Genomic DNA, 23458 nt, shown 5'->3' with positions numbered 1-23458 from the left:
GTCAGTTGAGACCGCCGGGGTCGAGCCCCTCGGCCTCCCAACCGGCGCGGATGCGCTCGACCGCCTCGTCCTCCGACATGTCGGTCTCCAGCGCGTAGGCGCGGGCGGCCTGACGGGCGAGGTCGGCCAGCAGCCGGCCCCAGGTCGCCGGATCGTCGAAGGAGCGGCGCAGGGCGACGCTCACCGCGCCGTCGACCACGGCCGCGCGCAGCACCTCGATGCCGCCCTGCTCCAGGGCGTCGGGCGGGATGGCGAGTTCGGCGAAGTCGGTGCTGGGATCCTGGCTCATGGCGCGCCGGCTGTTCCTCGATCTGGCCGGGGCGGGCGACGGCGTCGCCCGCGCGCCCGTCACTTGTAGCAGACGCTCTTGGCGGCCTCGACGACCTCCGCCACCGTCGGCAGCGCCAGCTTCTCGAGGTTGGCCGCGTAGGGCATCGGCACGTCCTTGCCGGTGATGCGCAGGACCGGCGCGTCCAGGAAGTCGAAGGCGTCGACCATCAGGCGGGCCACGATCTCGGCGCCGATGCCGGATTGCGGGAAGCCCTCCTCCACGGTGATGCAGCGGCCGGTCTTCTTGACCGATTCCACCACCGTCGCGCTGTCCATCGGGCGGATCGTGCGCAGGTCGATCACCTCGGCCTCGATGCCCTGCTCGGCCAGCGCCTGCGCGGCCTTGAGGGCGTAGGTCATGCCGATGGCGAAGGACACGATGGTCACGTCGCTGCCGGTGCGGTGGATCTTCGCCTTGCCGATCGGCAGCACGAAGTCGTCGAGCTTCGGCACCGGGAAGGACTGCCCGTACAGGATCTCGTTCTCGAGGAAGATCACCGGGTTCGGGTCGCGGATCGCGGCCTTGAGCAGGCCCTTGGCGTCGGAGGCCGTGTAGGGCGCGATCACCTTGAGACCCGGCACGTTGGAGTACCACGCGGAATAGTCGTGGCTGTGCTGGGCGGCGACGCGGGCGGCGGCGCCGTTGGGGCCGCGGAACACGATCGGGCAGCCGAGCTGGCCGCCGGACATGTAGAGGGTCTTGGCCGCCGAGTTGATGATGTGGTCGATCGCCTGCATGGCGAAGTTGAAGGTCATGAACTCGACGATCGGCTTCAGGCCGGCCAGCGCCGCGCCGACGCCGATGCCCGCGAAGCCGTGCTCGGTGATCGGGGTGTCGACGACGCGCTTCGGCCCGAACTCCTGCAGCAGGTTCTGGGTGACCTTGTAGGCGCCCTGGTACTCGGCGACCTCCTCGCCCATGACGAAGACGTCGCCGTCGCGGCGCATCTCCTCGGCCATGGCGTCGCGCAGGGCCTCGCGGACGGTCTGGGTGACCATCGGCGTGTCGGCCGGGAACTCCTCCATCACCGGCTCTTGGGCCTTGTTGGTGATGACGGCCGGCGCGGCCGGCGCCTTCGGGGCGTCGTCGCCGGTCTTGGCCGCGGGGGCGGCCTTGTCGGCCATGCCCTCGGCCTGCATGTCGGGGGTCGGGGCCGGGTGGCCGCCCGCGCCGTTGGGCTTGGCGCCGCCGCCGGACTGGACGCTCGCCGGATCCTCGCCCTCGCCGGCGATGACGGCGATCGGCGTGTTGACCGCGACGCCCTCGGTGCCCTCGGCGATCAGGATCTTGGCGAGGATGCCCTCGTCGATGGCCTCCACCTCCATGGTGGCCTTGTCGGTCTCGATCTCGGCCAGCACGTCGCCGGACTTGATCGGGTCGCCCTCCTTCTTCAGCCACTTGGCGAGCTTGCCCTCCTCCATGGTGGGCGAGAGGGCGGGCATCAGGATGTCGGTCGCCATGCTCAGCTCTGCGGTCGTCTTTTCGTTAGGGGGCGGCCAGCTTTGTCGTGCGCGCTCAGGCGTGCGCTTCGAGCAGGATGTCGGTCCAGAGCTCGGACGGATCCGGCTCGGGGTCGTTGGTGGCGAACTCGGCCGAGGCGTTGACGACCTCGCGGACCTTGGCGTCGGTGGCCTTGAGCTCGGCCTCGGGCACGGCGTGCAGCTCGAGCAGGCGCTTGCGCACCATCTCGATCGGGTCGTGCTCGTCGCGCATCTTCGAGACCTCGTCCTTGGTCCGGTACTTGGCCGGATCGGACATGGAGTGGCCGCGATAGCGGTAGGTTTGCATCTCCAGGATGTAGGGGCCCTGGCCGGTGCGGGCGTGCTCGATCGCCCGGGTCGCGGCCTCGCGCACCGTGCGGACGTCCATGCCGTCGACCTGCTCGCCGGGGATGCCGAAGGAGAGGCCGCGCTTCGAGAAGTCCGTCTGCGCCGAGGCGCGGGCCACCGAGGTGCCCATCGCGTAGCGGTTGTTCTCGATCACGTAGACGACCGGCAGCTTCCAGAGGGCCGCCATGTTGAAGCTCTCGTAGACCTGGCCCTGGTTGGCGGCGCCGTCGCCCATGTAGGTCAGGCTGACCTTGCCGTTCTCCCGGTAATGGTCGGCGAAGGCGAGGCCGGTGCCGAGCGAGACCTGCGCGCCGACGATGCCGTGGCCGCCGAAGAACTGCTTCTCGCGGCTGAACATATGCATCGAGCCGCCCTTGCCGCGGCTGTAGCCGCCGCGGCGGCCGGTCAGCTCGGCCATGACGCCCTTCGGGTCCATGCCGCAGGCGAGCATGTGGCCGTGGTCGCGGTAGCCGGTGATGACCTGGTCGCCCTCGACCGAGGCCATCTGCATGCCGATCACCACGGCCTCCTGGCCGATGTAGAGGTGGCAGAAGCCGCCGATCAGGCCCATGCCGTAGAGCTGGCCGGCCTTCTCCTCGAAGCGCCGGATCAGCAGCATCTCGTGATAGGCGTGGAGATCCTCGTCCCGCGTGAACTGGGGCATGTTCGGCGCGGGGCGATGCGCCTCGGCGGCCTGAGGGCTCGCGGCCTGCACCGGCGCGGACGACGCGTCCTTGGCGGGCTCCTTGGCAGGCTCCTTGGCGGCGTCCATCGGCGCTCTCCCCGTGATTCCACGCGACTTCGTGGGGGTGTAGGACAGCGACGATTGGAAAGCGAGGGCTGCCGCTCTGACAGGAAGCCGCTCTTGTCAGAGGACTTTCGGGACTAGGGAAAACGATCCCCTGGACTTCCGCGGGACGATCGCGGGACCTCCGCGGACCTGTCAGGGCGTGATGATGACCACGTCGTTGGCGTGGACCCGGCCCAGGACGATCCGGGCGCGCTCCTCCAGGAGGTCGCGGTCGATCTGGTCGCTCTTCAGCAGGTTCACCCGGTGCTCCCAGACGGCGCGCTCGGCCTTCACGGCGGCGAGTTCCTGGCTGAGGCCGTAGGCGCGGATCTTCAGGGCCTTCTTGGCCTCGAGGCCACGGTTGCCACTCTCGGCCTGCCACACGAAATAGCCGACCACGAGCGCCGACAGGGTCCAGAGACCCAGCGGCAACACGACCATTCTGACTCGGCGGCGCACGACCATGGCGCGACCCTCGCTCGGAAAGGTTAACGGTTCTTTTCGACCGCGCCGCGGTCGGGGCAGGACCGCGACGGGGCCGGACCGCGGCCGGGACGAACAGGGGCGAGCCTGAGGCATGGACCTGACGCATCTGGGACGCTGGATCGCCGCGCACGCCACGGCGACCGACGACCACGACACCCTGCTCTCGGGCTTCTGCGAGTCGCTGGTCGAGGCCGGCCTCCCCGTCTGGCGGGTCAGCGTCATGGCGCCGGCCCTGGACCCGACGCTGCGCGGCGTCAGCCTCAACTGGCACGCGGGCGAGGGCATGTCCTTCGTCGCCAACGCCCACGGCGCCGACGAGGAGAGCGACTGGCTCCTGAGCCCCGTCTACGCCCTCGTGGAGACGGGCGAGACCTTCGGCCGCTGGCGCCTCGACGCGCCCGGGCTGGCCGTCGACTTTCCGGTCCTGAAGGCCCTCGGGGCGCAGGGCGGCGTCGACTACGTGCTGCACATCGCCGAATTCGCCCCCGGCACCGCGCTGCGCGGCATCGCGGTCTCGTTCTGCACCCGCGCCGCCGCCGGCTTCACCGAGGCGGACCTCGCGGCGATCGCCGGTGTCCTGCCGTTCCTGACGCTGGCGATGGCCAAGATGGGCCTCGCCCACACGTTCCGGGAAGTCTCGGCCACCTATCTCGGCCGATCCACCGCCGAGCGCATCCTCGACGGGCAGATCCGGAGGGGCGAGGGGCGGGCCGTGCCGGCGGCGATCCTGCTGACCGACCTGCGCGGCTTCACGGCCCTGGCCGACCGGGTGGATCCGGCCGACATCGTCACGTGGCTCAACGAGCATTTCGACGCCCTCGGCGACCCGGTGGCGCGGCACGGCGGCGAGATCCTGAAATTCCTCGGCGACGGCTTCCTGGCGATCTTCCCGGTCCCGGACGCCGACACCCTCCCCTGCCCGGTCTGCGGGGCCGCCCTCGACGCCGCGATCGAGGGGCTCGCCGCCAACGCGGCGCTCAACGCCCGCCGCCGCGCCGAGGGGCTGCCGGAGCTGCCGGCCGAGGGCGTCGTGCATTTCGGGACGGTGATGTACGGCAATGTTGGGACCGAGCGGCGCCTCGACTTCACGATCATCGGACGGGCGGTCAACGAGGCGAGCCGGATCGAGAGCCAGTGCGCCGCCCTCGGCCACGACCTCCTCGTGTCGGACTCCTTCGCCGAGCGGTGCGCCCGGCGGCTGGAGCCGGTCGGGACGATCGAGTTGCGGGGCCTGTCGCGGCCGATGCGGGTCTGGACCGTGCCGAGGGAGTCGTCCGGTGCGGCGATGACCTGAGGCGAGCGCCGTCTTCCGGGCTCGCCTGCGGCGCCCCGGAACAAAGTGGGAGGCGCCGCGCTGACGTCGTCAGAACAGCGCGCAGCTCCGCTGGAGCACCAGCCCGACCGCGCCCTGCACGAAGCGGCGCCGGTAGGCCTCCCGGATCTCACGCAGGGCGGCGACCGCTTCGGGCGTCGGTTCGGTGACGATCAGGACGATGCGGGCGGCCTCGCGGACGATGCGTCCGTCCGGCCCGCGCCACTGGCCCCGGCCGGCGAACACGGTCAGCCCGTCCGGGAACCGCGGGGCGATCCGCTCGGCCAGGAACCGGTCGAAGGCCGCGCCCGAGACGCGGCCGCCGTCCGGCCGCGACAGGCCGAACAGCAGCTGCGCGCTGAGCGTCGGGCGGGCACCGTCGCAGAGCGGGTCCGCGCGGGCCGGGCCGGCCGCCCCGATACCGAGCAGGCCGGCCAGCAGGATCTTACCGATCAGCGGCGGGCGAGCTGCTTGAGCGCCGACGGGCCGGCGTAGAGTGCCTGCGGGCCCAGGCCCTCCTCGATGCGGATCAGCTGGTTGTACTTGGCCAGTCTGTCCGAGCGGGCGAGCGAGCCGGTCTTGATCTGCCCGCAATTGGTCGCGACCGCGAGGTCCGCGATGGTCGAGTCCTCGGTCTCGCCCGAGCGGTGCGACATCACCGCGGTGTAGCCGGCGCGCTGGGCCATATCGACCGCCGCCAGGGTCTCGGTGAGCGAGCCGATCTGGTTGACCTTGATCAGGATCGAGTTGGCCGTCCCCTCGGCGATGCCGCGGGACAGGCGCTCGACGTTGGTGACGAACAGGTCGTCGCCCACGAGCTGGCAGCGGTCGCCGATCTTGTCGGTCAGGAGCTTCCAGCCGGCCCAGTCATCCTCCGACATGCCGTCCTCGATCGAGACGATCGGGTAGGTGGCGACGAGCTGGGCGAGGTAGTCGACCTGCGCCTCGATGGTGCGGGTCTTGCCCTCGCCCTCGTAGGCGTAGGCGCCGTCCTTGAAGAACTCGGTGGCGGCGCAGTCGAGGGCGATCGCCATGTCCTGGCCCGGCTTGAAGCCGGCGGCGCTGATCGCGTCCATCACGAAGTCGAGGGCGGCCTCGGCCGACGGCAGATTCGGGGCGAAGCCGCCCTCGTCGCCGACATTGGTGTTGTGGCCGGCCTTCTTCAGCTTGCCCTTGAGGGTGTGGAACACCTCGGAGCCCATGCGCACGGCCTCGGCGAGCGAATCGGCGCCCACCGGCATGATCATGAATTCCTGGAAGTCGATCGGGTTGTCGGCGTGCGCGCCGCCGTTGATGATGTTCATCATCGGCACCGGCAGGACCCGGCCCTGCACGCCGCCGACGTAGCGGTAGAGCGGCAGGCCCGAGGCCTCGGCCGCGGCCTTGGCCACCGCCAGCGACACGCCGAGGATCGCGTTGGCGCCGAGGCGGGCCTTGTTGGGCGTGCCGTCGAGCTCGATCATCGCCTCGTCGACCGCGACCTGATCCTCGGCCTCCATGCCGCCGATCGCGTCGAGGATCTCGGTCTGGGCCGCCTCGACCGCCTTCAGCACGCCCTTGCCGAGGAAGCGATTCTTGTCGCCGTCGCGCAGCTCCACCGCCTCGTGGGCGCCCGTGGAGGCCCCCGACGGCACCGCGGCGCGGCCGAAGGAGCCGTCCTCCAGGATGACGTCGACCTCGACCGTGGGGTTGCCGCGGCTGTCGAGGATCTCGCGGGCGCTGATATTGGTGATCGCGGTCATGGAACGTCCTCTCGCGGGGGCCGCGGGTCGGCGACCGCGCCCCAATCGGAGGGTGCGGCGCATCGCGGCGGCTTATCCGTCAAGCCGCGGCCGGCGGCAAGCGCCGGGACGGACGGCGCACAGCCGGGTCCTGCCGGGAAAGCGTCGCGGATCAGGCGGATGCGCGCGGCGCCGGCAGGCTCTATATGGCCGGCCATGACCTCTCCCGACGATCTCCAGCTCGGCCAGCCGACGCCCCTTCCCACCTCGCCCGAGGAGGCGCGGCTCGACCGGGTCCCGAACCCGCACGCGGACACCGACTACGTCGCCCGGTTCACCGCGCCGGAATTCACCTCGATCTGCCCGGTCACCGGGCAGCCGGATTTCGCGATCCTGGTGATCGACTACGTGCCCGGTGACTGGCTGGTGGAGTCGAAGTCACTGAAGCTCTACCTGGGGGCGTTCCGCAACCACGGAGCATTCCACGAGGATTGCACGGTGGCGATCGGCAAGCGGCTCCGCGACCTGCTTGAACCGCGCTACCTGCGAATCGGCGGGTTCTGGTATCCCCGCGGCGGAATCCCGATCGACGTCTTCTGGCAGACGGGCGAACTGCCGAAGAACGCGTGGCTGCCGGACCCGGGCGTGCCGCCCTATCGCGGACGCTGACCGAACCAACGAAAAGGGCGACCGGCTCGCGCCGGTCGCCCCCGATCCTCCCGGATCTCCGATCTCAGTAGCCGTAGCCGTAGTAGCCGTAGCCCGGAGCGGCGTAGCCGTAGCCGCCGTAAACCGGGGCGTAGCCGTAGCCGTAGGACGGGGCGTAGCCGTAGCCGCCGCCGTAGTAGCTGTCGCGGGCCGCGCCCGCGGCGATCGCACCTGCCGCGAGGCCGGCGATGCCGAGGCCGATGGCGGCGCCGGTGCCGATGCCGCGACGGCCGCGGTAGTAGCCGTGACCGTAGCCGCCGTAGCCGCCGTGGTAGCCGTAAGGCCGCGCCTCGGCGCTCGTGGTGACGGCAACACTGCCGAGAGCCATGGCGGCGGCAGTGGCGATGATACCGATCTTGCGCATAGTGTTCCTTCTCGATCCCTGATCGAACATGCCCAATAACGTGGCCGCATCCGGACAGTTCCAGATTTCACGCCGGACTTGCGTGCGGATCCGCACCCAGTCGGGATTATGAACCGTTGTTCAGCGTAGCCGCCGCTTCGACGAGTGCGGTCAAGCTTGGGTGCGGCTCTTCCGGAACCGCTCGAACTCTTGCGGTGAGTCTTCGGGAACACCTGAAACGCCGCGGCGGGCCGGCGCGGCGGACGGCCGGTCCCGGAGATGGAAATCCGCCCCGCCGCGGGTCGGGCGTGCTACGGATCGGCCGGGAGGACCGACGATGGATGCCCTGACCCTGATCCGCGAGAGCCTCGCGCCGCTGGCCGGCAAGCGGGTCGTCGATATCGGGTGCGGCGCCGGGACGCTCGCGCGGCGGCTGGTCGACGCGGGCGCGCGTGTCACCGGGATCGATCCCGGCGCCGAGGCGCTCGCCCGGGCGCGGGCCGCCGTGCCGGAGGCGCGCTTCGAGGCCGCGACCGGCGAGGCCCTGCCCTTCCCGGACGCCAGCTTCGACGGCGCCGTGATGCTGAATTCCCTCCACCACGTCCCGGACCCGGCGGCGGCCCTCGCCGAGGCGGCCCGCGTCCTGGCCCCGGGCGGGCTGCTCGTCGTGGTGGAGCCCCTGGCGGAGGGCAGCTTCTTCGACGCCCTGCGGCCGATCGAGGACGAGACCGCAATCCGCGCCGCCGCCCAGGACGCCATCGCGGCCGCCCTCGCCCGCGGCGCCTACGCGTGCCGCCGCGACGCGACGATCACGCGGCGCGAGCGCTTCGACTCGCTCGACGCCTTCCTCGCCCGCGTCAGCGCCGTGGACCCGGCGCGCGAGGCTACCATCCGGGACCGGCGCTCCGTGGTCGAGGAGGCCTTCCTCAAGGCCGCCGCGTGCGAGGCCGACGGGCAGTTCGGCCTCGTCCAGCCCCTGCGGATCCACGTCCTGGAGCCGGCGGCCGCCTGAGCCGGTCAGGCGGCCCGGCGCTTGGCGAGGCGGTCGAAGGCGAGGAGTTCCTCGAGCAGGGCCGGCATGTCCCTCAGCGCCACCATGTTGGGGCCGTCGGAGGGCGCCCGGTCGGGGTCGGGATGGGTCTCGATGAAAACGCCCGCCACGCCCACCGCCACGGCGGCGCGGGCGAGGACGGCGACGAATTCCCGCTGGCCGCCGGAGCTCGCCCCCTGCCCGCCGGGCTGCTGCACCGAGTGGGTGGCGTCGAACACCACCGGCGCGCCCTGCGTGACCTGCGCCATGATCGGCAGGCTGCGCATGTCCGAGACCAGGGTGTTGTAGCCGAACGAGGCGCCGCGCTCGGTGACGATGACGTTGGGGTTGCCCGCCTCCGTCACCTTGGCGGCGACGTGCTTCATGTCCCAGGGCGCCAGGAACTGGCCCTTCTTGATGTTGACCGCCCGGCCGGTGGCGGCGGCGGCCAGCAGCAGGTCGGTCTGGCGGCACAGGAAGGCGGGGATCTGGAGCACGTCCACCGCCTCGGCGGCGGGGGCGCACTGCTCGGCGGCGTGCACGTCGGTCAGCACCGGCAGCCCGAGGGTCTCGCGGATCTCGGCGAAGACCGGGAGCGCCCCGTCGAGGCCGATGCCCCGGGCGGCGCTGCCCGAGGTGCGGTTGGCCTTGTCGAAGGAGGTCTTGAACACGAGGCCGACGCCCAGACCCGCGGCCATCTCCTTGAGGGCGGCGGCGATCTCCAGGGCGTGCTGGCGCCCCTCGAGCTGGCACGGGCCGGCGATCAGCGTCAGCGGCAGGTGGTTGGCGAAGCGCGCGTCGCCGACTTGGACGACGGGGCCGGGTGTCTCGATCTTCGACATGCCGGCCGGTCTAGCCCGCGCGGCGGATCCACGAAAGCCCGGGCCGGGGCGCGACCCGGCAGACCGTGCGGTCGTCTCGGAGGGCGTCCGCGCGCGGGCCGGTCTCGCACAGCATCAGGATCCGGCCGGCGCCACCCCGGCGCGGGGCATCGGCCAGCAGGCTGGCCTGGTGGAGGTTGAGCGCCAGCACCTCGACCGCGGCGGCGTCCGCCCCGGCGAGCGCCTGCGCGGCGCGGCCGATCAGGACGAAGTAGGCCGGCGCCGGCTCGCGCTCGCGGGAGGCCACGGTGATCCGGGCGGGGGCGCGGCAATCGAGGCTCAGCCGCTCGGCATCCTGCGCCCGGAACACCGCGACGGGGCCGGCCCGGCCGGCCAGGGAGGCGCCGGTGGTGCGGATCACCCGCGCGGCGAGGACGTCGCAGGCATCCGCCGCCCGGGCCGGGGCCGGCCCGAGGAGGAGCGCGCCGGCGAGGGCGGTCAGGGCGGTGAGGCGCAGCATCGGGACATCCGCGGCGGGAGACGGTCGCGCCCGGCATATAGCGCGCCCGGGAGATAGCGCGCCCTGCGGCGGGCGCGAAGCCGCGCCGCTCCGCGGGACGTGGACAGGAACAGCCGGATGACCGATCTGAGCGGGCGGCGCGGCGCCGCACGCCGCTCGCAGATCAGGCTCCGACGCGGCCATGCTTCGAACCCTCCTCGCTTCCGTCCTGCTGGCCCTGGTGCCGGCCGGGCACGCTTCCGCAGAGCCGCCGCAGCAGCCGACCTACGGGCCCGAACTCGAGGGCTTCGCCTACCCGTTCCCGGTGGAGCGGTTCCCGTTCACGTCGCAGCACCAGCCCCTGCAGATGGCCTATCTCGACGTCCGGCCGGCGACGCCGAACGGCCGGACCGCCGTTCTGCTGCACGGCAAGAACTTCTGCGCCGCCACCTGGGAGAGCCAGATCCGGGCCCTCAGCGCCGCCGGGTACCGGGTCATCGCGCCGGACCAGATCGGCTTCTGCAAGTCGAGCAAGCCGGCGGCCTACCAGTTCACCTTCCGGCAGCTCGCCGAGAACACCCGCGCGCTCCTGGACAAGCTCGGGATCGAGCGGCCGATCCTGGTCGGCCACTCGACGGGCGGCATGCTGGCGGCCCACTACGCCCTGCTCTACCCCAAGGCGGTGGAGCAGCTCGTGCTGGTCAACCCGATCGGCCTGGAGGACTGGGCCGCCAAGGGCGTGCCGCCGACCTCGGTGGAGCAGTGGTACCAGCGCGAGCTGAAGGTGACGGCGGCCTCGATCCGGGCCTACGAGACGGCGACCTACTACGCCGGAGCCTGGGAGCCCCGCTACGAGCCCTGGGTCACGATGCTCGCGGGCCTCAACAACGGCCCCGGCAAGGAGGCGGTCGCCTGGGACTCGGCCCTGCTCTACGACATGATCCTCACCCAGCCGGTGGTCTACCGGTTCCCGCAGATCGCGGTGCCGACGCTGCTCCTGATCGGCCAGAAGGACAACACGGCGATCGGCAAGGACCTCGCGCCGCCCGAGGTGCGGGCGAGCCTCGGCAACTATCCCGAACTCGGCAAGGCGGCCGCCAGGGCCATCCCGGGCGCGCGGCTCGTGGCGTTCCCGGATCTCGGCCACGCGCCGCAGATGTCGGACCCGGAGGGGTTCAATGCGGCGCTGATCGCCGGGATCGCGGCGCGCTAGGCGCCGCGCGCCGTCCTCCGTCGTCCCGGGGCGCTCGCGGCGCCCCGGGACGACGGCGTGCCCGGCGCCTCGATCCTAGAAGTAGGACTTCAGCACGCCCCGGCGGCGGACGTCGAGGGTCGCGCAGTGGAACGAGCCGCCGAACGGGCCGTAGCTGAGGAACGGCGCCGGGATCGGGTCGAAGCCCCAGTCCTTCAGGGCCTTGATCAGCGTCGGCTGGCTCTGGTCGACGACGATCTTCTTCTCGGTGATCGCCAGGACGTTGATCGAGGTCCAGGGCGAGCACATCGAGATCTTGCTCATGAAGCCCTCGACCGGGTCGGGGCGCGGGGCGACCAGCACGTCCCACTTCTTGAGCACGGCCGGGAGCTTCTCGACGTCGACGTAGTCCGGGTTCACCAGAACCTTGCCGGGGGCGAGCGGCATGAACGACGAGTCGATGTGCATCGGCTGCGGGCAGCGGCTCTCGATCTCGTGGATGCGGAAGCCCGGGCCGAGGTGGCGGCGCAGCCACTCGATGCCCATCAGGTTGGTCACGTTCGAGCGGGTCACGAACAGGTCGCGGCCGCAGCGGACGAAGTCGGCGGCGTCGAAGACCGGCTCGAACTCGTTGACCGTGAACTGCATGGGCTCGCCGGCCTTCAGGTTCGGCACCCGGTAATCGTAGTTGTAGAGGTCGTCGGTCAGCTGCGGGCGCGGCGCGGAGGTCCAGCGGGCGCCGGCGCGGAAATACTCCTTGAACAGCGACCGGTAGGCGTCGCCCTCGAAGTAGCGCGAGCGCCAGCACATCGGGCTCTCGATGATCTCGTCGCCGATGACGAGGTACGGATCGCGCGGGCAGGCGACGCAGAAGCCGCGGGAGGACCAGCGCGGCGCCTTGAACTTCTTCGAGAAGTCCACCGCGTCGGGACGGCGGACCTTCACGCCCTCGCCGGCCAGGATGGTGATGAAGTTGTCGAGCTCGGCCTGGGCGAGCTTCTTCATGAACTTCGGATACTTCCAGCCGCTCGCCAGCCGGTAGAACGGCTGCGCGGCGCGCGGCAGGTTGAAGATCACCGTCAGGTGGTGAGTCGGGATCGTGGCGCCGTCGAGCGAGCCGACGATGACCTCCTCCAGCGGATCCCACTCGTTCCAGGCCATCACCGGCGACTGGGGAGCCGGCACGCCCGGTCCGGTCCCGCCCGGAAAGCCGCCCGCATGCGTGTCGTCGGTCACGGCCTCCAGGGCCGTGATCGGTGATTCGCGCTCCATGACGTGTGCCCCTTCTGCGACGTGCCGCGGCCTTCTGCGCGGGCTTCTCAGCCCCGCCGCCGCTTTGGCCCTCGGTGTGTCAAACGGGTGATAGACACCGCTAATCCGTGCTGCAACGTGACAGAAACGTTCCCGGGCCGATGGACCTATTTCTGCCGCGACCGTGACCGATTTCCCGCATCAAGCCTTACGCGAGCTTGAAAGACGACAATGAAGCGCCTGACGACCTTGGCCTCGATCGCCGGTCTGTGCACGGTCGTCGGCCTGTTCATGTCCTCCGGCCTGGAGGATGTGTCGGCCGCCGTCGTGAGCGCCGGCTGGGGCGCCGCCCTGGTGGTGCTCGCGCGCTTCGTGGCCGTCGCCTGGGCGGGGCTCGGCTGGTACGTCGTGTTCCCCGCCGGCGCGACCAAGCTCGCCGATTGCATCTCGCTCCGCTTCGTCCGCGAGGGCATCAACACGCTGCTGCCCGTTGCCACCGTCGGTGGTGACTTCGTCGGTGCCCGTCTCCTGTCGAAGCGCAACGTTCCGGGCGCGCTCGCGGGCGCCAGCATGTTCGTCGACCTGATGACCCAGGCGCTGACGCAGCTCCTGTTCACGGTGGCCGGCCTCGCCCTACTGGTCCTGATCTCCGGTGACGGACCGATCGCCCACACGGTCGAGGGCGGGCTGGCCCTGGCGGTCCCGGCGCTCGGCGCCTTCTACCTGATCCAGCGCAAGGCCGGTCATCGCCTGATCCAGGCGCTGCTCAGCCGCTTCGCCTCCGGGCGCGAGTGGCGGGCCTTCGGCGCCATCGACCAGCTCTACGACAGCCTGCGCCGGCTCTACGGCAACCACGGTCGCTTCGCGTTGGCCCTGGTGGTCCACCTCGCCGGCTGGGTGATCGGCACGCTCGAGGTCTATGTCTGCCTGCGGTTCATGGGCTACCCGATCGACTTCGCGCAGGCGCTCATGATCGAGAGCCTCGCCCAGGCCGTGCGCGGCGCGGCCTTCGCGGTGCCCGGCGCCCTGGGCGCGCAGGAGGGCGGACTGATCGCCCTGTGCGGCCTGTTCAATATCCCGGCCGAGGCGGCGCTCGCCCTGTCGCTGGTCAAGCGCTTCGCCGATCTCGGCGTCGGGCTCCCGAGCCTCCTGCTCTGGCACCGGATCGAGTCCAGGCTCCGGTCCGAGGCGCCCGAGGAAGAGGAGCGCGAGCCTGCGCCGGAGGCCGGGCGCAAGGCCAAGAGGGTCGCGCAGCCCGCCACCCTCGGCCCGTTCTACAGTTACGCCCCGCCGCGCATGGGGGCGCGGCTCGGCGACGGCGAGGAGTTGAAGAAGTGCGCCTGACCCGCCGGCTCGCGGCCGCCCTCATCGCCGCTCCCTTGGCCCTGACCCTGCTCGTCCCGGCCCCGTCACGGGCCGCGGACGATCCGGCCGTTCAGACCGTGCGCGACCTCTACGCCGCCTTCTCGGCCGCGCTGAAGGACGGGCCCGGCCCCCTGCCGGCCCGGGTCGAGGCCGTCGGCCCCGCGCTCGACAAGGCGTTCGACTTCCCCGCCATGACCCGCATCGCGGTGGGCTCGAAATGGTCGAGCTTCACCCCGGAGCAGCAGGCGGCGGTGATCGACGCCTTCAAGCGCAGCCTGACCGTGACCTACGCCAACCGCCTGGCCCGCGCCGCCGGCGGCAAGTTCGACGTGACGCCGAAGGTCGAGGAGCGGGGCGCCCAGCGCGTGGTGCCGACCCGCGTCACCGCCGCGGACGGCGACGATTCCGCCGTGGACTTCGTCGTCAACGCCGACAACCGCATCCAGGACGTCCTGCTCAACGGCGACGTCAGCGAGATCGCCGCGCAGCGGAACGCCCTGTCGGCGCCGCTGAAGTCCGGGGGCGCCGACGGCGTCGTGAAGTTCCTCCGGGCGCGGGCCGACGGCATGCTCGCGGCCAAGCCGACGCCCTGAGCGGCGCCGGCGCCTGCGCCGACCTGAACCGGCCGTTCGCGGCCATCGCCGCCTCGGCGGCCGGACGATCGCACGGATCCGACCGGATGGATGTCTCCTCCCTGGCGCTGCTCGGCCTCTCGTGGCTCTCGCTGCTCTGCCTGATCCTGGCGGCGGCGGGCTGCGTCTACGGGCTGGCCGCCGCCATCTGCGCGGGCCGCTACGCGGGCCGCCGCCCGCCGGTGCTGCCCGCCGGCGCGACGCGGCCCTCCGTGACCGTGCTGAAGCCGCTCTGTGGCCTCGAGCCCAATCTCTACGCGAATCTCGAGACCGTGCTGCGCCAGGACTACGCCGGGCCGGTCCAGGTCCTGCTCGGCGTCCAGAAGCCCACCGATCCCGCGATCGGCGTGGTCGAGCGCCTGCAGCAGGCCTATCCCGAGGCCCGCATCGACCTCGTGATCGACGGCCGGCAGCACGGATCGAACCGCAAGGTCTCGAACCTGATCAACATGGCCGAGGCCATCGCCCACGACGTGGTGGTGCTGGCCGACAGCGACATGGTGGTGGGGCCCGACTACCTCGAGCGCCTCGTCGCGGAGCTGTCCCAGGACGGCGTCACCGGCGTCACCTGCTTGTACCACGGGGTCCCGGCCTTCCGGGGCCTGTACGACCAGCTCTCGACGCTCGCGATCGACACCCACTTCCTGCCCAACGTCGTGATGGGCCTGAGCCTCGGTCTGGCGAAGCCCTGCTTCGGCTCCACCGTGGCCTTCACCCGGGCGAGCCTGGAGGCGGTCGGCGGCTTCCGCACCTTCCGCAACGATCTGGCGGACGATTACGCCATCGGCGCCGCCCTGCGCGGCCTCGGCGGCCGCGTGGTGATCCCGAGCTTCACGATCGGCCACACCAGCGTCGACACCGATCTCTCCGGCCTGTGGCGGCACGAGCTGCGCTGGAACCGGACGATCCGCACCGTCGACCCGGCGGGCTACGCCGGCTCGATCGTCACCCACGCCTTCCCGCTCGCGCTGCTGGGCGCGCTCCTGCCCGGCGCCGGCACCGGCGCCCTCTGGGTCGCCGCCGCGGCGCTGGCGAGCCGCGTGCTGCTTTGCCGGCAGCTGGAGCGGGCCTTCGGCCTCGCCCCGCACCCCTACGGACTGTTGCCGATCCGCGACATCCTCTCCTTCCTGAACTTCTCCTGGGCCTTCGTGTCGGGGGCGGTGACATGGAAAGGTCACGATTATCACGTGGTTGCGGATGGCACCCTGATCCCGGACGCCGAACTCGGCCGCGATGCCGGCGCGCCGCTCCGCTGAACCCGGCTCCCTCGTCCTCCGCCCCTCCCCCGGCATTGCCCTGAGGCCTTGAACCCCATGCGCACGCTCTTCCTCCAGGCCCCCACCTTCGACGGTTTCGACGGCGGTGCCGGCTCCCGTTACCAGGCCAAGCGCGAGATCAAGTCGTTCTGGTACCCGACCTGGCTGGCCCAGCCGGCCGCCCTGGTGCCGAACTCGAAGCTGATCGACGCGCCGCCGCACAACATCAAGCTCGCCGAGATCGTGGCGCAGGCCAACGACTTCGACCTCGTCGTGCTCCACACCTCGGTGCCGTCGTTCAAGTCCGACGTGAAGACGATCGAGGCGCTCAAGGCCGCCAACCCGAAGCTCATCGCAGGCCTGATCGGCGCCAAGGTCGCGGTCGACGCCGCCGGCGCGATGGCCCAGGCCGCGGTGGTCGATTTCTGCGCCCGCAACGAGTTCGACTTCACCGTCAAGGAGGTCGCCGACGGCGTCCCGATGTCGGAGATCAAGGGGCTGTCCTATCGCGACGCCAACGGTGTCGTGGTCCACAACGAGGACCGCGAGATCATGACCGACATGGACCAGCTGCCCTTCGTCACCAGCGTCTACAAGCGCGACCTGGAGATGGAGAAGTACTTCATCGGTTACCTGAAGCACCCCTACATCTCGTTCTACTCCGGCCGGGGCTGCAAGAGCCGCTGCACCTTCTGCCTGTGGCCGCAGACGGTTGGCGGCCACACCTACCGCACCCGCTCGGTCGCGCACGTGATCGAGGAGATCAAGTACTGCCTGAAGGAGTTCCCGCAGACCAAGGAGTTCTTCTTCGACGACGACACCTTCACCGACAACCTGCCGCGCGCGGAGGAGATCGCCCGCGAGCTCGGCAAGCTCGGCGTCACGTGGTCGTGCAACGCCAAGGCGAACGTGCCGCGCGAGACCCTGAAGGTGCTCAAGGAGAACGGCCTGCGCCTGCTGCTGGTCGGCTACGAGTCCGGCAACCAGCAGATCCTGCACAACATCAAGAAGGGCATGCGGGTCGAGGTCGCCGAGAAGTTCACCAAGGATTGCCACGACCTGGGCATCGCCATCCACGGCACCTTCATCCTCGGCCTGCCGGGCGAGACGAAGGAGACGATCCAGGAGACGATCAACTTCGCCAAGCGGATCAACCCGCACACGATCCAGGTCTCGCTGGCGGCGCCCTACCCGGGCACCTTCCTGTACAAGCAGGCGGTGGAGAACGGCTGGCTCGACATCGAGAACGCTGAGCTCGTCGACGAGAACGGCGTGCAGGTCGCGCCGCTGCACTACCCGCACCTCTCGCACACCGAGATCTTCACCTCGGTCGAGGAGTTCTACAAGAAGTTCTATTTCCGGGCGCCGAAGATCGCCTCGATCGTCAGCGAGATGGTGCGCTCGCCCGACATGATGAAGCGCCGCCTGCGCGAGGGCGTCGAGTTTTACCGCTTCCTCAAGGAGCGTCAGGGCACCGCCAAGGCGGCCTGAAGTCAGGGGTCCGGGGCCTGCGGCCCCGGCGGGGAGCGGGGCAGAGCCCCGCCCCTCTTCCAGGGCTCCGCCCTGGACCCGCGAGAGGGCGAGCCCTCTCGACACCCGTTACGAGGTTACCGTGAAGCGTCTGGTCGTCACCGCGGATGATTTCGGGCTGAGCCCCGAGGTCAACGAGGCCGTCGAGCAGGCCCATCGCGACGGGATCCTCACGGCGGCGAGCCTGATGGTCTCGGCGCCGGCCGCCGCCGACGCCGTAGCGCGGGCCCGGCGGATGCCGTCCCTGCGGGTCGGGCTGCACCTCGTCCTCGTGGAGGCGTGGCCGACCCTGCCGGCGGAACAGCTTCCCGACCTGACGGATGAGGCCGGCCTGATGCGGGCCGATATGGCCCGCCTCGGCCTCGACTTCGCCCGCAGGCCCGCGGCCCGGCGCCAGCTCGCCGCCGAGATCCGGGCGCAGTTCGAGGCCTACCGGGCCACCGGCCTGCCGCTCGACCACGTCAACGCCCACAAGCACTTCCACGTCCACCCGCTGATCGCCGGGGCGGTGCTGCGCGTCGGCCGCGACTTCGGGATGCGCGCCCTGCGGGTGCCCCGTGAGCCGCGGGAGATCCTGCGCCGCGCCGAGCCCGGCGCGCGGCCGCGAGCCGCCCTCGACATCGCGCCCTGGGCGGCGCTGCTCGCCGTCCGCGCCCGGCAGGCCGGGCTGCTGATCCCCGACCGCACCCTCGGCCTCGCGTGGTCCGGCGCCATGACGCCCGCCCGTGTCGCGGCCCTGCTGGCCGAACTTCCGGACGGCCTGACCGAGCTCTACACCCATCCGGCCACCGCCGGCGGCTTCCCCGGCGAGGCGCCGGGCTACCGCTACGCCGACGAGCGCGACGCCCTGATCGCCCCCGCATCCCGGTCGGCCGCCGACGCGTCGGGCGCCGCCCGCGGCGGGTTCTCCGACTTCCTCGGTTGACCCAGGTCGTTACCTGACTTTAGTCAGATAACATGGAACCTGCCGAGATCGCCCGCGTCCGCCGCTTCGCCCGCGCGGTCACCGCCGAGGTCGGCGCGCTCGATTCCTCGTTCCTCGGTCGCGGCCGTCCCCTGGGCGCGGCGCGGGTCCTGAACGCCGTCGGCGCGGGCCGCACGGAGATCGGCGAGATCCGCGCCTATCTCGGTCTCGATTCCGGCCTGATGAGCCGTCTCCTGCGGAGCCTGGAGGAGGAGGGGCTGGTGGCGACCGCGCCGCACCCCGCGGATGCCCGCCGCCGGGTCGCCTCCCTGACCGAGGCCGGGCGGCGCGAGTTCGCGGCCTACGAGGCGCTGTCGGATGCCCGCGCCGTCGCCCTGCTGGAGCGCGCACCGCAGGTGGACGCGCTGCTGCACGCCATGGACCGGGTCACCCTGGCCCTCGGCCGCGACGCCATCGCGATCCGGGAGGCCGACCCGACAGACGCGGGCGCCCGCGCCTGCCTCGCCGCCTACTACGCCGAGCTCGCGACCCGGTTTGCCGGCGGGTTCGACGTCGCCTTGTCGTGCGACCCGGAGGCCGCCGCCATGGTGCGGCCGCGCGGCGTGTTCCTGCTCGCGTGCGCCGACGGGCTGCCGGTCGGATGCGTCGGGCTCAAGGGGAGCGGCGGCGCGGTGGCGGAGATCAAGCGGCTCTGGGTCGATCCCGCGGCGCGCGGGCTGGGCCTCGCCAGGCGGCTGATGCGGGAGGCCGAGTCCGCCGCCCGCGACCTCGGGATCCGGACGCTGCGGCTCGACACCAACAGCGCCCTCCCTGAGGCCCTGGCGCTCTACCGGCGGTCGGGCTGGGTGGAGATCGACCGCTTCAACGACGATCCCTATCCGGACCACTTCTTCGAGAAGGCCCTCTGAGGCCCTCCGAAGCGCCGGCCGCGACCGGCCGGCACTGCTCGGCTTCTACTTGGCGGGCACCGGATCCTGGTGCGGGGCGGACTTGCGCAGGGCCGCGCCGGCCGCCTTCTCGGCTTCCGGACGATCCTCGTCGGGCTGCTCCGGCGGCTCGCCGAGGGTCGCCGGAACCACGAAGAACGCCGCCACCAGGGTGAAGAACAGCGACAGCGCCAGCAGCTTGCCCATGCTGGCCGTGCCCGGATGGCTCGACAGGACCAGCGACCCGAAGGCGCTGCCCGTGGTCAGCGCCGAGAAGAAGATCGCCCGGGTGAGGCTGGAGGCGAGCATGTCGGTCACGCCCGCCCGCCACGCGATCACGTAGTAGATGTGGAACGCCACGCCGACCGCGAGCATCAGCGGCAGGGCGATGATGTTGGCGAAGTTCAGCGGCATGCCGACGATGCGCATCGCCATCAGCGTCCAGAGCGTCGCGATCACCAGCGGGCCGAGGGTCATCGCCACGTCCCACGGCTTGCGCAGGGCGACCGACAGGATGACGAAGATCAGCACGAAGGCCGTCACCGCCGCCTGCACGAAGGCGCCCAGGATCGTGTAGCTCGATTGCGTGGTGGCCACGGGCGCGCCGGTCGCGTGCGGGGCGACCTTCAGGACCTCGTCCGAGAACCGGCGGAGCACGGTGTCGTCGTTCGAGTCGCCCTTCGGGTGAACCTCGATGCGCGCCCGTCCGTCCGCAGCCACCCAGTCGGCCTTCAGCTGCGGCGGCAGGTTGTCCAGCGTGATCTTCTCGGGATGCAGCAGGTCGCGCAGGCGGGCGAGCAGCGGCACCAGATCCTTGGTGAGCGCCACCGAGGCCGCCTCGCGCATCTGCACCGGTCCGGCGGCGAGCTTGTCCAGGGTGCCGGCGAGCTGCTTGGCCTCCTGGGCGCCCTTCGCGTCGCCCTTGGCGTCGGCCGAGAGGCCGTTGAGCGCCGCGGCGGCGTCCTTGAGCGCCTTGACGTTGTCGGCGTCGGTCGGCGGCGGCGGGCGACGGCCGGGGTTGAGCACCGGGTCGAGGAGCTGGGCCGTGTCGGCGATCTGGGCCAGCTTCTTGTCCTGATCCCGCGGCACGAAGGTGTCGATGCTGTTGACCGAGGCGGTGACCGGCAGGGCCAGGAGCGTCTTCGACAGCGACGGGACCTCCGCGACGCTGGGCGCCAGCACGTCGATGAAATTCGGGCTGGTCTCGGGATTCTTGATCAGGTCCAGGTAGGTCGCGATGGACTGCGTCTTGGCGCTGCGCAGGTGCATCGGGTTCGAGTCGAACGGCAGGTGCCAGAGCAGCGGCGCGCCGGCCAGGGTCACGAGGCCGACGCCGATCAGGATCGGCTTGCGGTGCCGGATGATCCAGGGGTCGACGCCGACGAGCCAGTCGGTCTGGACCGCGGCCTTCTCGCCCACCGGCTTGAACACCGCGATCAGGGCCGGCAGCAGGATCAGCGAGAACAGGAAGGCCACGATCATGCCGACGCCGGCGATCAGGCCCAGCTCCGACACGCCGCGGAAGGCCGTGGGCAGGAAGGCGAAGAAGCCCGCCACCAGCGACACCGCGGCGAGCGTCAGCGACCAGCCGACGCCCCGGGCGGCGGCGCGGATCGCGCTCTCCAGCGTCGGCTGCTCGTAGCGGTCGGCCCGGTAGCGCACCGAGAACTGGATGCCGAAATCGATGCCGAGCCCGACGAACAGGGCCGCGAAGGCCACCGAGATCGGGTTCAGCTCCTTGACCATGATGAGGCCCAGGGCGGCCGTGACCACGAGGCCCGCGAAGGTGGTGATGATCACCGCGCCGACGAGCTTGCCCGAGCGCAGGGCCAGCCACAGGAACAGCACGATCGCGCCGACGATGATGCTGTTGTTGAGGCCGGCATCCTCCGACAGCGTCGCGAACTCCTCGTCCGCCACGGCCACCGTGCCGGTCAGGCGCATCCGCAGGCCGTTCTGGGCGTCGATCCCGAGATCCTTGGCGACGTTGCGGATCAGCTTGGTCGCCTGGTAGCCGGGCTCCAGGGCGTTGAAGTCGAGGACCGGCTGGATCACCACGAACTTCATCTTGTCGGTGACGCTGGTCTCACCCCCCGACAGGAGTTCCTGCCAGGACATCCGCGCCCGCTGACCCGCCAGCACCTTCTGCAGGGTGGCGTCGATCTGCCCCATGGGCTTCTCGAGGTCCTCGATCTTGGCGTCGCCGGTCTTCACGCCGCGCGCGCCCAGCGTCAGCACCCGCATGATGCCCCGCAGCGACGGGTCGGCGGCGAGCGGGCCGAGCAGACCCTGCTGCTGGGTCAGCGCCTCCAGGGTCTTGTCGAGGTCCGCCTGCGACATCAGCAGCAGGCCGTTCTTGTTGAAGAACGGGCCGCCGTCGGGCCGGTAGACCGTCTCGATCAGGTTCTTGTGCGCCGTGAGCGCCTTGGCGAGGTTGGCGGCCGCCTCCTCGGTCTCCTCCGGCGTCTCGCCGTTGATGACCGCGACGATGGTGTTGCTGCGCTGCGGGAACGCCTTCTCGAAATTGATCTCGTCCTGCCGCCACGGCTCCTTCGGGTCGATCAGCCGCTCGACGTCGGTGTTGATTCGGAACAGGTGCGCCGCGACTCCGAGGCTCGCGACCGTGAGGAACGCCGTGAAGGCGATCACGATCCACCGATACCGCACCGAGAACGCGACGAGACTTTCGATCACGAGCACCCTGCCTGTTCGCATCGGACGCGCCCCGTGCGCGACCGGCTCCTGCCATCTGTCCGGTCCGAACCCGGGCCACCGACACGGGCGGGCTCAGGGCTCCGCCGCGCGACGCTCCGCGATTCGGCCGGGTGCGCATCGGGTTCGAGGAACGCCACACCGCCCGATCCGAGCGCGCCGCGCGCGCCCGGCACCCGACTGATTGCGCCCGATGCGGTCCGCGGTCGGGACACCCGCCGCGGGCCGGGACTTGCATCGCGGCCACGAGGCTCAGTAAAGAGGGCGATGCCAGATTGCAACGCGGCCGCCGTGGCGCGCATCCCGCGCCCGCCCGTGTGCGCTAGCGCACGGCGTTTCTGGCGCGGCCACCCGAATCGTGGGATTCCGGTCGTATTGCCGACGCAATGCACGTGCTGTCCTCAACGATCGGGCGCGTCCGCCCACGGGCTCCGCAAGCGCGGTCCATGTGGCGCCGTTGCGTCAGGCACGGAATAAGATGTCATCGCCCCGCCGAAACGGGGTCATTTCAGATTAGTTCCAAGCTAGATGGCTGGAATTCGAGATTTTTTCGCGTTAAGCACCCCGATGTCCCGGGGCCGACGAAGTAAGGAGCCGCAATCTTGGGTATCCCCCTCCGGTACGTCGCGAAGATCGGCGGCTACATCCTGAAGCAGCACCTCACGGGCCGCAAGCGTTACCCGCTTGTGATGATGATGGAGCCGCTGTTCCGCTGTAACCTAGCCTGCGCCGGCTGCGGCAAGATCGACTACCCGGACGAGATCCTGAACAAGCGCCTCCCGGTCGCCGACGCGCTCGAATCGGTGCGCGAGTGCGGAGCCCCGGTGGTGGTGATCGCCGGCGGCGAGCCGCTCCTCCACAAGGACCTGCCGCAGATCGTCGAGGGCATCATCGACCAGAAGAAGTTCGCGATCGTCTGCACGAACGCGCTGCTCCTCGAGAAGAAGATCAAGGAGTACAAGCCGAGCCCGTACTTCACGTGGTCGATCCATCTGGACGGCGACAAGGAGATGCACGACCAGTCGGTGTGCCAGCGCGGCGTCTACGACAAGGCCGTGGCGGCGATCGCGAAGGCCAAGGAGATGGGCTTCCGGGTCACCATCAACTGCACCTTCTTCAACAATTCCCAGCCGGAGAAGATCGCCGACTTCTTCGACAGCGTGACCCGAATGGGCATCGACGGCATCACCGTCTCCCCCGGCTACGCCTACGAGCGCGCCCCCGACCAGAAGCACTTCCTGAACCGCAAGGCGACGAAGGACCTGTTCCGCGGCGTGTTCCGGCACGGCAAGGAGAAGGGCCGCGAGAAGTGGACCTTCCAGCAGTCGGGCCTGTTCCTCGACTTCCTGGCCGGCAACCAGACCTACCACTGCACCCCGTGGGGCAACCCGACCCGCACCGTGTTCGGCTGGCAGAAGCCCTGCTACCTGCTCGGCGAGGGCTACGCCGCGACCTTCAAGGAGCTGATGGAGACCACCGACTGGGACGCCTACGGCACCGGCAACTACGAGAAGTGCGCCGACTGCATGGTCCACTCGGGCTACGAGGCCTCCTCGGTGGTCGATTCGGTCCGCAAGCCCTGGAAGCCGCTGGTGCACGCGATCCGCGGCATCAAGACCGAGGGCGAGATGGCCCCCGAGGTCAGCCTGGAGAACCAGCGCCCGGCCGAGTTCGTGTTCTCGCGCAACGTCGCGCAGAAGCTGTCCGAGATCAAAGCGGCCGGCGTCGACACGAAGCAGGAAGCCCGCAAGCGCACCGCCGCCTGACCGGCGCGCGCGACTGACGACACGAGACCCGCG

General features: G+C 70.8%; 22 protein-coding genes. 11 read left to right on the top strand and 11 right to left on the bottom strand.

Going from position 1 to position 23458, the window contains the following annotated elements; translation table 11 throughout:
• Window position 1 precedes the first annotated feature (1 nt).
• From BMY19_RS24730 to BMY19_RS24715, 4 genes are all read right to left on the bottom strand, one after another.
• Window positions 2-289: a DUF5076 domain-containing protein gene (locus tag BMY19_RS24730; protein WP_020095319.1), complete on the bottom strand. Its 288-nt coding sequence runs from the start codon at window positions 287-289 to the stop codon at window positions 2-4.
• Window positions 290-348: 59 nt separating this feature from the next.
• Window positions 349-1791, bottom strand: coding sequence for a pyruvate dehydrogenase complex E1 component subunit beta (locus BMY19_RS24725; protein ID WP_100253252.1), 1443 nt, complete (start codon window positions 1789-1791; stop codon window positions 349-351).
• A 55-nt stretch (window positions 1792-1846) separates the two neighbouring features.
• A complete protein-coding gene (pdhA, locus tag BMY19_RS24720; RefSeq protein WP_020095317.1) occupies window positions 1847-2932 on the bottom strand; it encodes a pyruvate dehydrogenase (acetyl-transferring) E1 component subunit alpha in 1086 nt (361 codons plus the stop codon).
• A 171-nt stretch (window positions 2933-3103) separates the two neighbouring features.
• On the bottom strand, window positions 3104-3415 hold the full coding sequence (locus BMY19_RS24715) for an FtsB family cell division protein (RefSeq protein ID WP_012317989.1): 312 nt from the start codon (window positions 3413-3415) through the stop codon (window positions 3104-3106).
• 112 nt (window positions 3416-3527) lie between these two features.
• Between BMY19_RS24715 and BMY19_RS24710 the strand changes: the two genes are divergently transcribed.
• On the top strand, window positions 3528-4730 hold the full coding sequence (locus BMY19_RS24710; RefSeq protein ID WP_100253251.1) for an adenylate/guanylate cyclase domain-containing protein: 1203 nt from the start codon (window positions 3528-3530) through the stop codon (window positions 4728-4730).
• Between the two features lie 69 nt (window positions 4731-4799).
• Here the strand turns inward: BMY19_RS24710 and BMY19_RS24705 are convergent, their stop codons facing one another.
• A complete protein-coding gene (locus BMY19_RS24705; protein ID WP_280141643.1) occupies window positions 4800-5096 on the bottom strand; it encodes a DUF3574 domain-containing protein in 297 nt (98 codons plus the stop codon).
• A gap of 104 nt (window positions 5097-5200) precedes the next feature.
• A complete protein-coding gene (gene eno / locus BMY19_RS24700; protein WP_100253250.1) occupies window positions 5201-6490 on the bottom strand; it encodes a phosphopyruvate hydratase in 1290 nt (429 codons plus the stop codon).
• 195 nt (window positions 6491-6685) lie between these two features.
• Here eno and queF point away from each other — a divergent pair, with 195 nt between their 5' ends.
• Complete coding sequence (gene queF / locus BMY19_RS24695) at window positions 6686-7138, top strand: preQ(1) synthase (RefSeq protein WP_100253249.1); 453 nt, start codon at window positions 6686-6688, stop codon at window positions 7136-7138.
• 64 nt (window positions 7139-7202) lie between these two features.
• Here the strand turns inward: queF and BMY19_RS24690 are convergent, their stop codons facing one another.
• Window positions 7203-7541 (bottom strand): hypothetical protein, encoded by a 339-nt coding sequence (locus BMY19_RS24690; protein WP_012317985.1) that lies wholly within the window; start codon window positions 7539-7541, stop codon window positions 7203-7205.
• Between the two features lie 316 nt (window positions 7542-7857).
• Here BMY19_RS24690 and BMY19_RS24685 point away from each other — a divergent pair, with 316 nt between their 5' ends.
• Window positions 7858-8532 carry a class I SAM-dependent methyltransferase gene (locus BMY19_RS24685; protein ID WP_100253248.1) on the top strand — a complete coding sequence of 225 codons (675 nt, stop codon included), beginning with the start codon at window positions 7858-7860 and terminating at the stop codon, window positions 8530-8532.
• A gap of 5 nt (window positions 8533-8537) precedes the next feature.
• Here BMY19_RS24685 and kdsA read toward each other — a convergent pair whose 3' ends face one another.
• Together kdsA and BMY19_RS24675 are read right to left on the bottom strand one after the other, a co-directional pair.
• A complete protein-coding gene (gene kdsA / locus BMY19_RS24680; RefSeq protein ID WP_100253247.1) occupies window positions 8538-9392 on the bottom strand; it encodes a 3-deoxy-8-phosphooctulonate synthase in 855 nt (284 codons plus the stop codon).
• A 10-nt stretch (window positions 9393-9402) separates the two neighbouring features.
• Complete coding sequence (locus tag BMY19_RS24675) at window positions 9403-9891, bottom strand: hypothetical protein (protein ID WP_100253246.1); 489 nt, start codon at window positions 9889-9891, stop codon at window positions 9403-9405.
• Between the two features lie 181 nt (window positions 9892-10072).
• On the opposite strand from BMY19_RS24675, the gene BMY19_RS24670 reads away from it, so the two are divergent.
• On the top strand, window positions 10073-11083 hold the full coding sequence (locus tag BMY19_RS24670) for an alpha/beta fold hydrolase (RefSeq protein WP_100253245.1): 1011 nt from the start codon (window positions 10073-10075) through the stop codon (window positions 11081-11083).
• 75 nt (window positions 11084-11158) lie between these two features.
• On the opposite strand, the gene BMY19_RS24665 is transcribed toward BMY19_RS24670, so the two are convergent.
• The gene (locus BMY19_RS24665; protein WP_020095308.1) at window positions 11159-12334 is read right to left on the bottom strand and encodes an amidinotransferase; all 1176 of its coding nucleotides are present in this window, start codon (window positions 12332-12334) and stop codon (window positions 11159-11161) included.
• A 210-nt stretch (window positions 12335-12544) separates the two neighbouring features.
• Between BMY19_RS24665 and BMY19_RS24660 the strand changes: the two genes are divergently transcribed.
• From BMY19_RS24660 to BMY19_RS24635, 6 genes are all read left to right on the top strand, one after another.
• Complete coding sequence (locus BMY19_RS24660; protein ID WP_056529590.1) at window positions 12545-13657, top strand: flippase-like domain-containing protein; 1113 nt, start codon at window positions 12545-12547, stop codon at window positions 13655-13657.
• The gene (locus tag BMY19_RS24655; protein ID WP_020095306.1) at window positions 13648-14271 is read left to right on the top strand and encodes an MlaC/ttg2D family ABC transporter substrate-binding protein; all 624 of its coding nucleotides are present in this window, start codon (window positions 13648-13650) and stop codon (window positions 14269-14271) included. Before BMY19_RS24660 ends, BMY19_RS24655 begins: the two co-directional genes overlap by 10 nt.
• A gap of 86 nt (window positions 14272-14357) precedes the next feature.
• Complete coding sequence (hpnI, locus tag BMY19_RS24650; RefSeq protein ID WP_100253244.1) at window positions 14358-15566, top strand: bacteriohopanetetrol glucosamine biosynthesis glycosyltransferase HpnI; 1209 nt, start codon at window positions 14358-14360, stop codon at window positions 15564-15566.
• Window positions 15567-15623: 57 nt separating this feature from the next.
• Window positions 15624-17057, top strand: coding sequence for a hopanoid biosynthesis associated radical SAM protein HpnJ (gene hpnJ / locus BMY19_RS24645; RefSeq protein WP_100253243.1), 1434 nt, complete (start codon window positions 15624-15626; stop codon window positions 17055-17057).
• A gap of 121 nt (window positions 17058-17178) precedes the next feature.
• A complete protein-coding gene (gene hpnK, locus BMY19_RS24640) occupies window positions 17179-18021 on the top strand; it encodes a hopanoid biosynthesis-associated protein HpnK (RefSeq protein ID WP_100253242.1) in 843 nt (280 codons plus the stop codon).
• Between the two features lie 32 nt (window positions 18022-18053).
• Window positions 18054-18929 (top strand): bifunctional helix-turn-helix transcriptional regulator/GNAT family N-acetyltransferase, encoded by an 876-nt coding sequence (locus BMY19_RS24635; protein ID WP_100253241.1) that lies wholly within the window; start codon window positions 18054-18056, stop codon window positions 18927-18929.
• 45 nt (window positions 18930-18974) lie between these two features.
• On the opposite strand, the gene BMY19_RS24630 is transcribed toward BMY19_RS24635, so the two are convergent.
• Window positions 18975-21641: an MMPL family transporter gene (locus BMY19_RS24630; RefSeq protein ID WP_026605271.1), complete on the bottom strand. Its 2667-nt coding sequence runs from the start codon at window positions 21639-21641 to the stop codon at window positions 18975-18977.
• 620 nt (window positions 21642-22261) lie between these two features.
• On the opposite strand from BMY19_RS24630, the gene hpnH reads away from it, so the two are divergent.
• Window positions 22262-23425 carry an adenosyl-hopene transferase HpnH gene (hpnH, locus tag BMY19_RS24625; RefSeq protein WP_100253240.1) on the top strand — a complete coding sequence of 388 codons (1164 nt, stop codon included), beginning with the start codon at window positions 22262-22264 and terminating at the stop codon, window positions 23423-23425.
• The last annotated feature ends 33 nt before the right edge of the window (window positions 23426-23458 follow it).

The sequence above is a fragment of the Methylobacterium sp. UNC300MFChir4.1 genome, assembly GCF_900110155.1.
In the GTDB taxonomy this organism is placed as follows: Bacteria; Pseudomonadota; Alphaproteobacteria; order Rhizobiales; family Beijerinckiaceae; genus Methylobacterium.
Note: the sequence above shows the minus strand (reverse complement) of the source record. Positions and strands in the feature narration are given on the sequence as shown.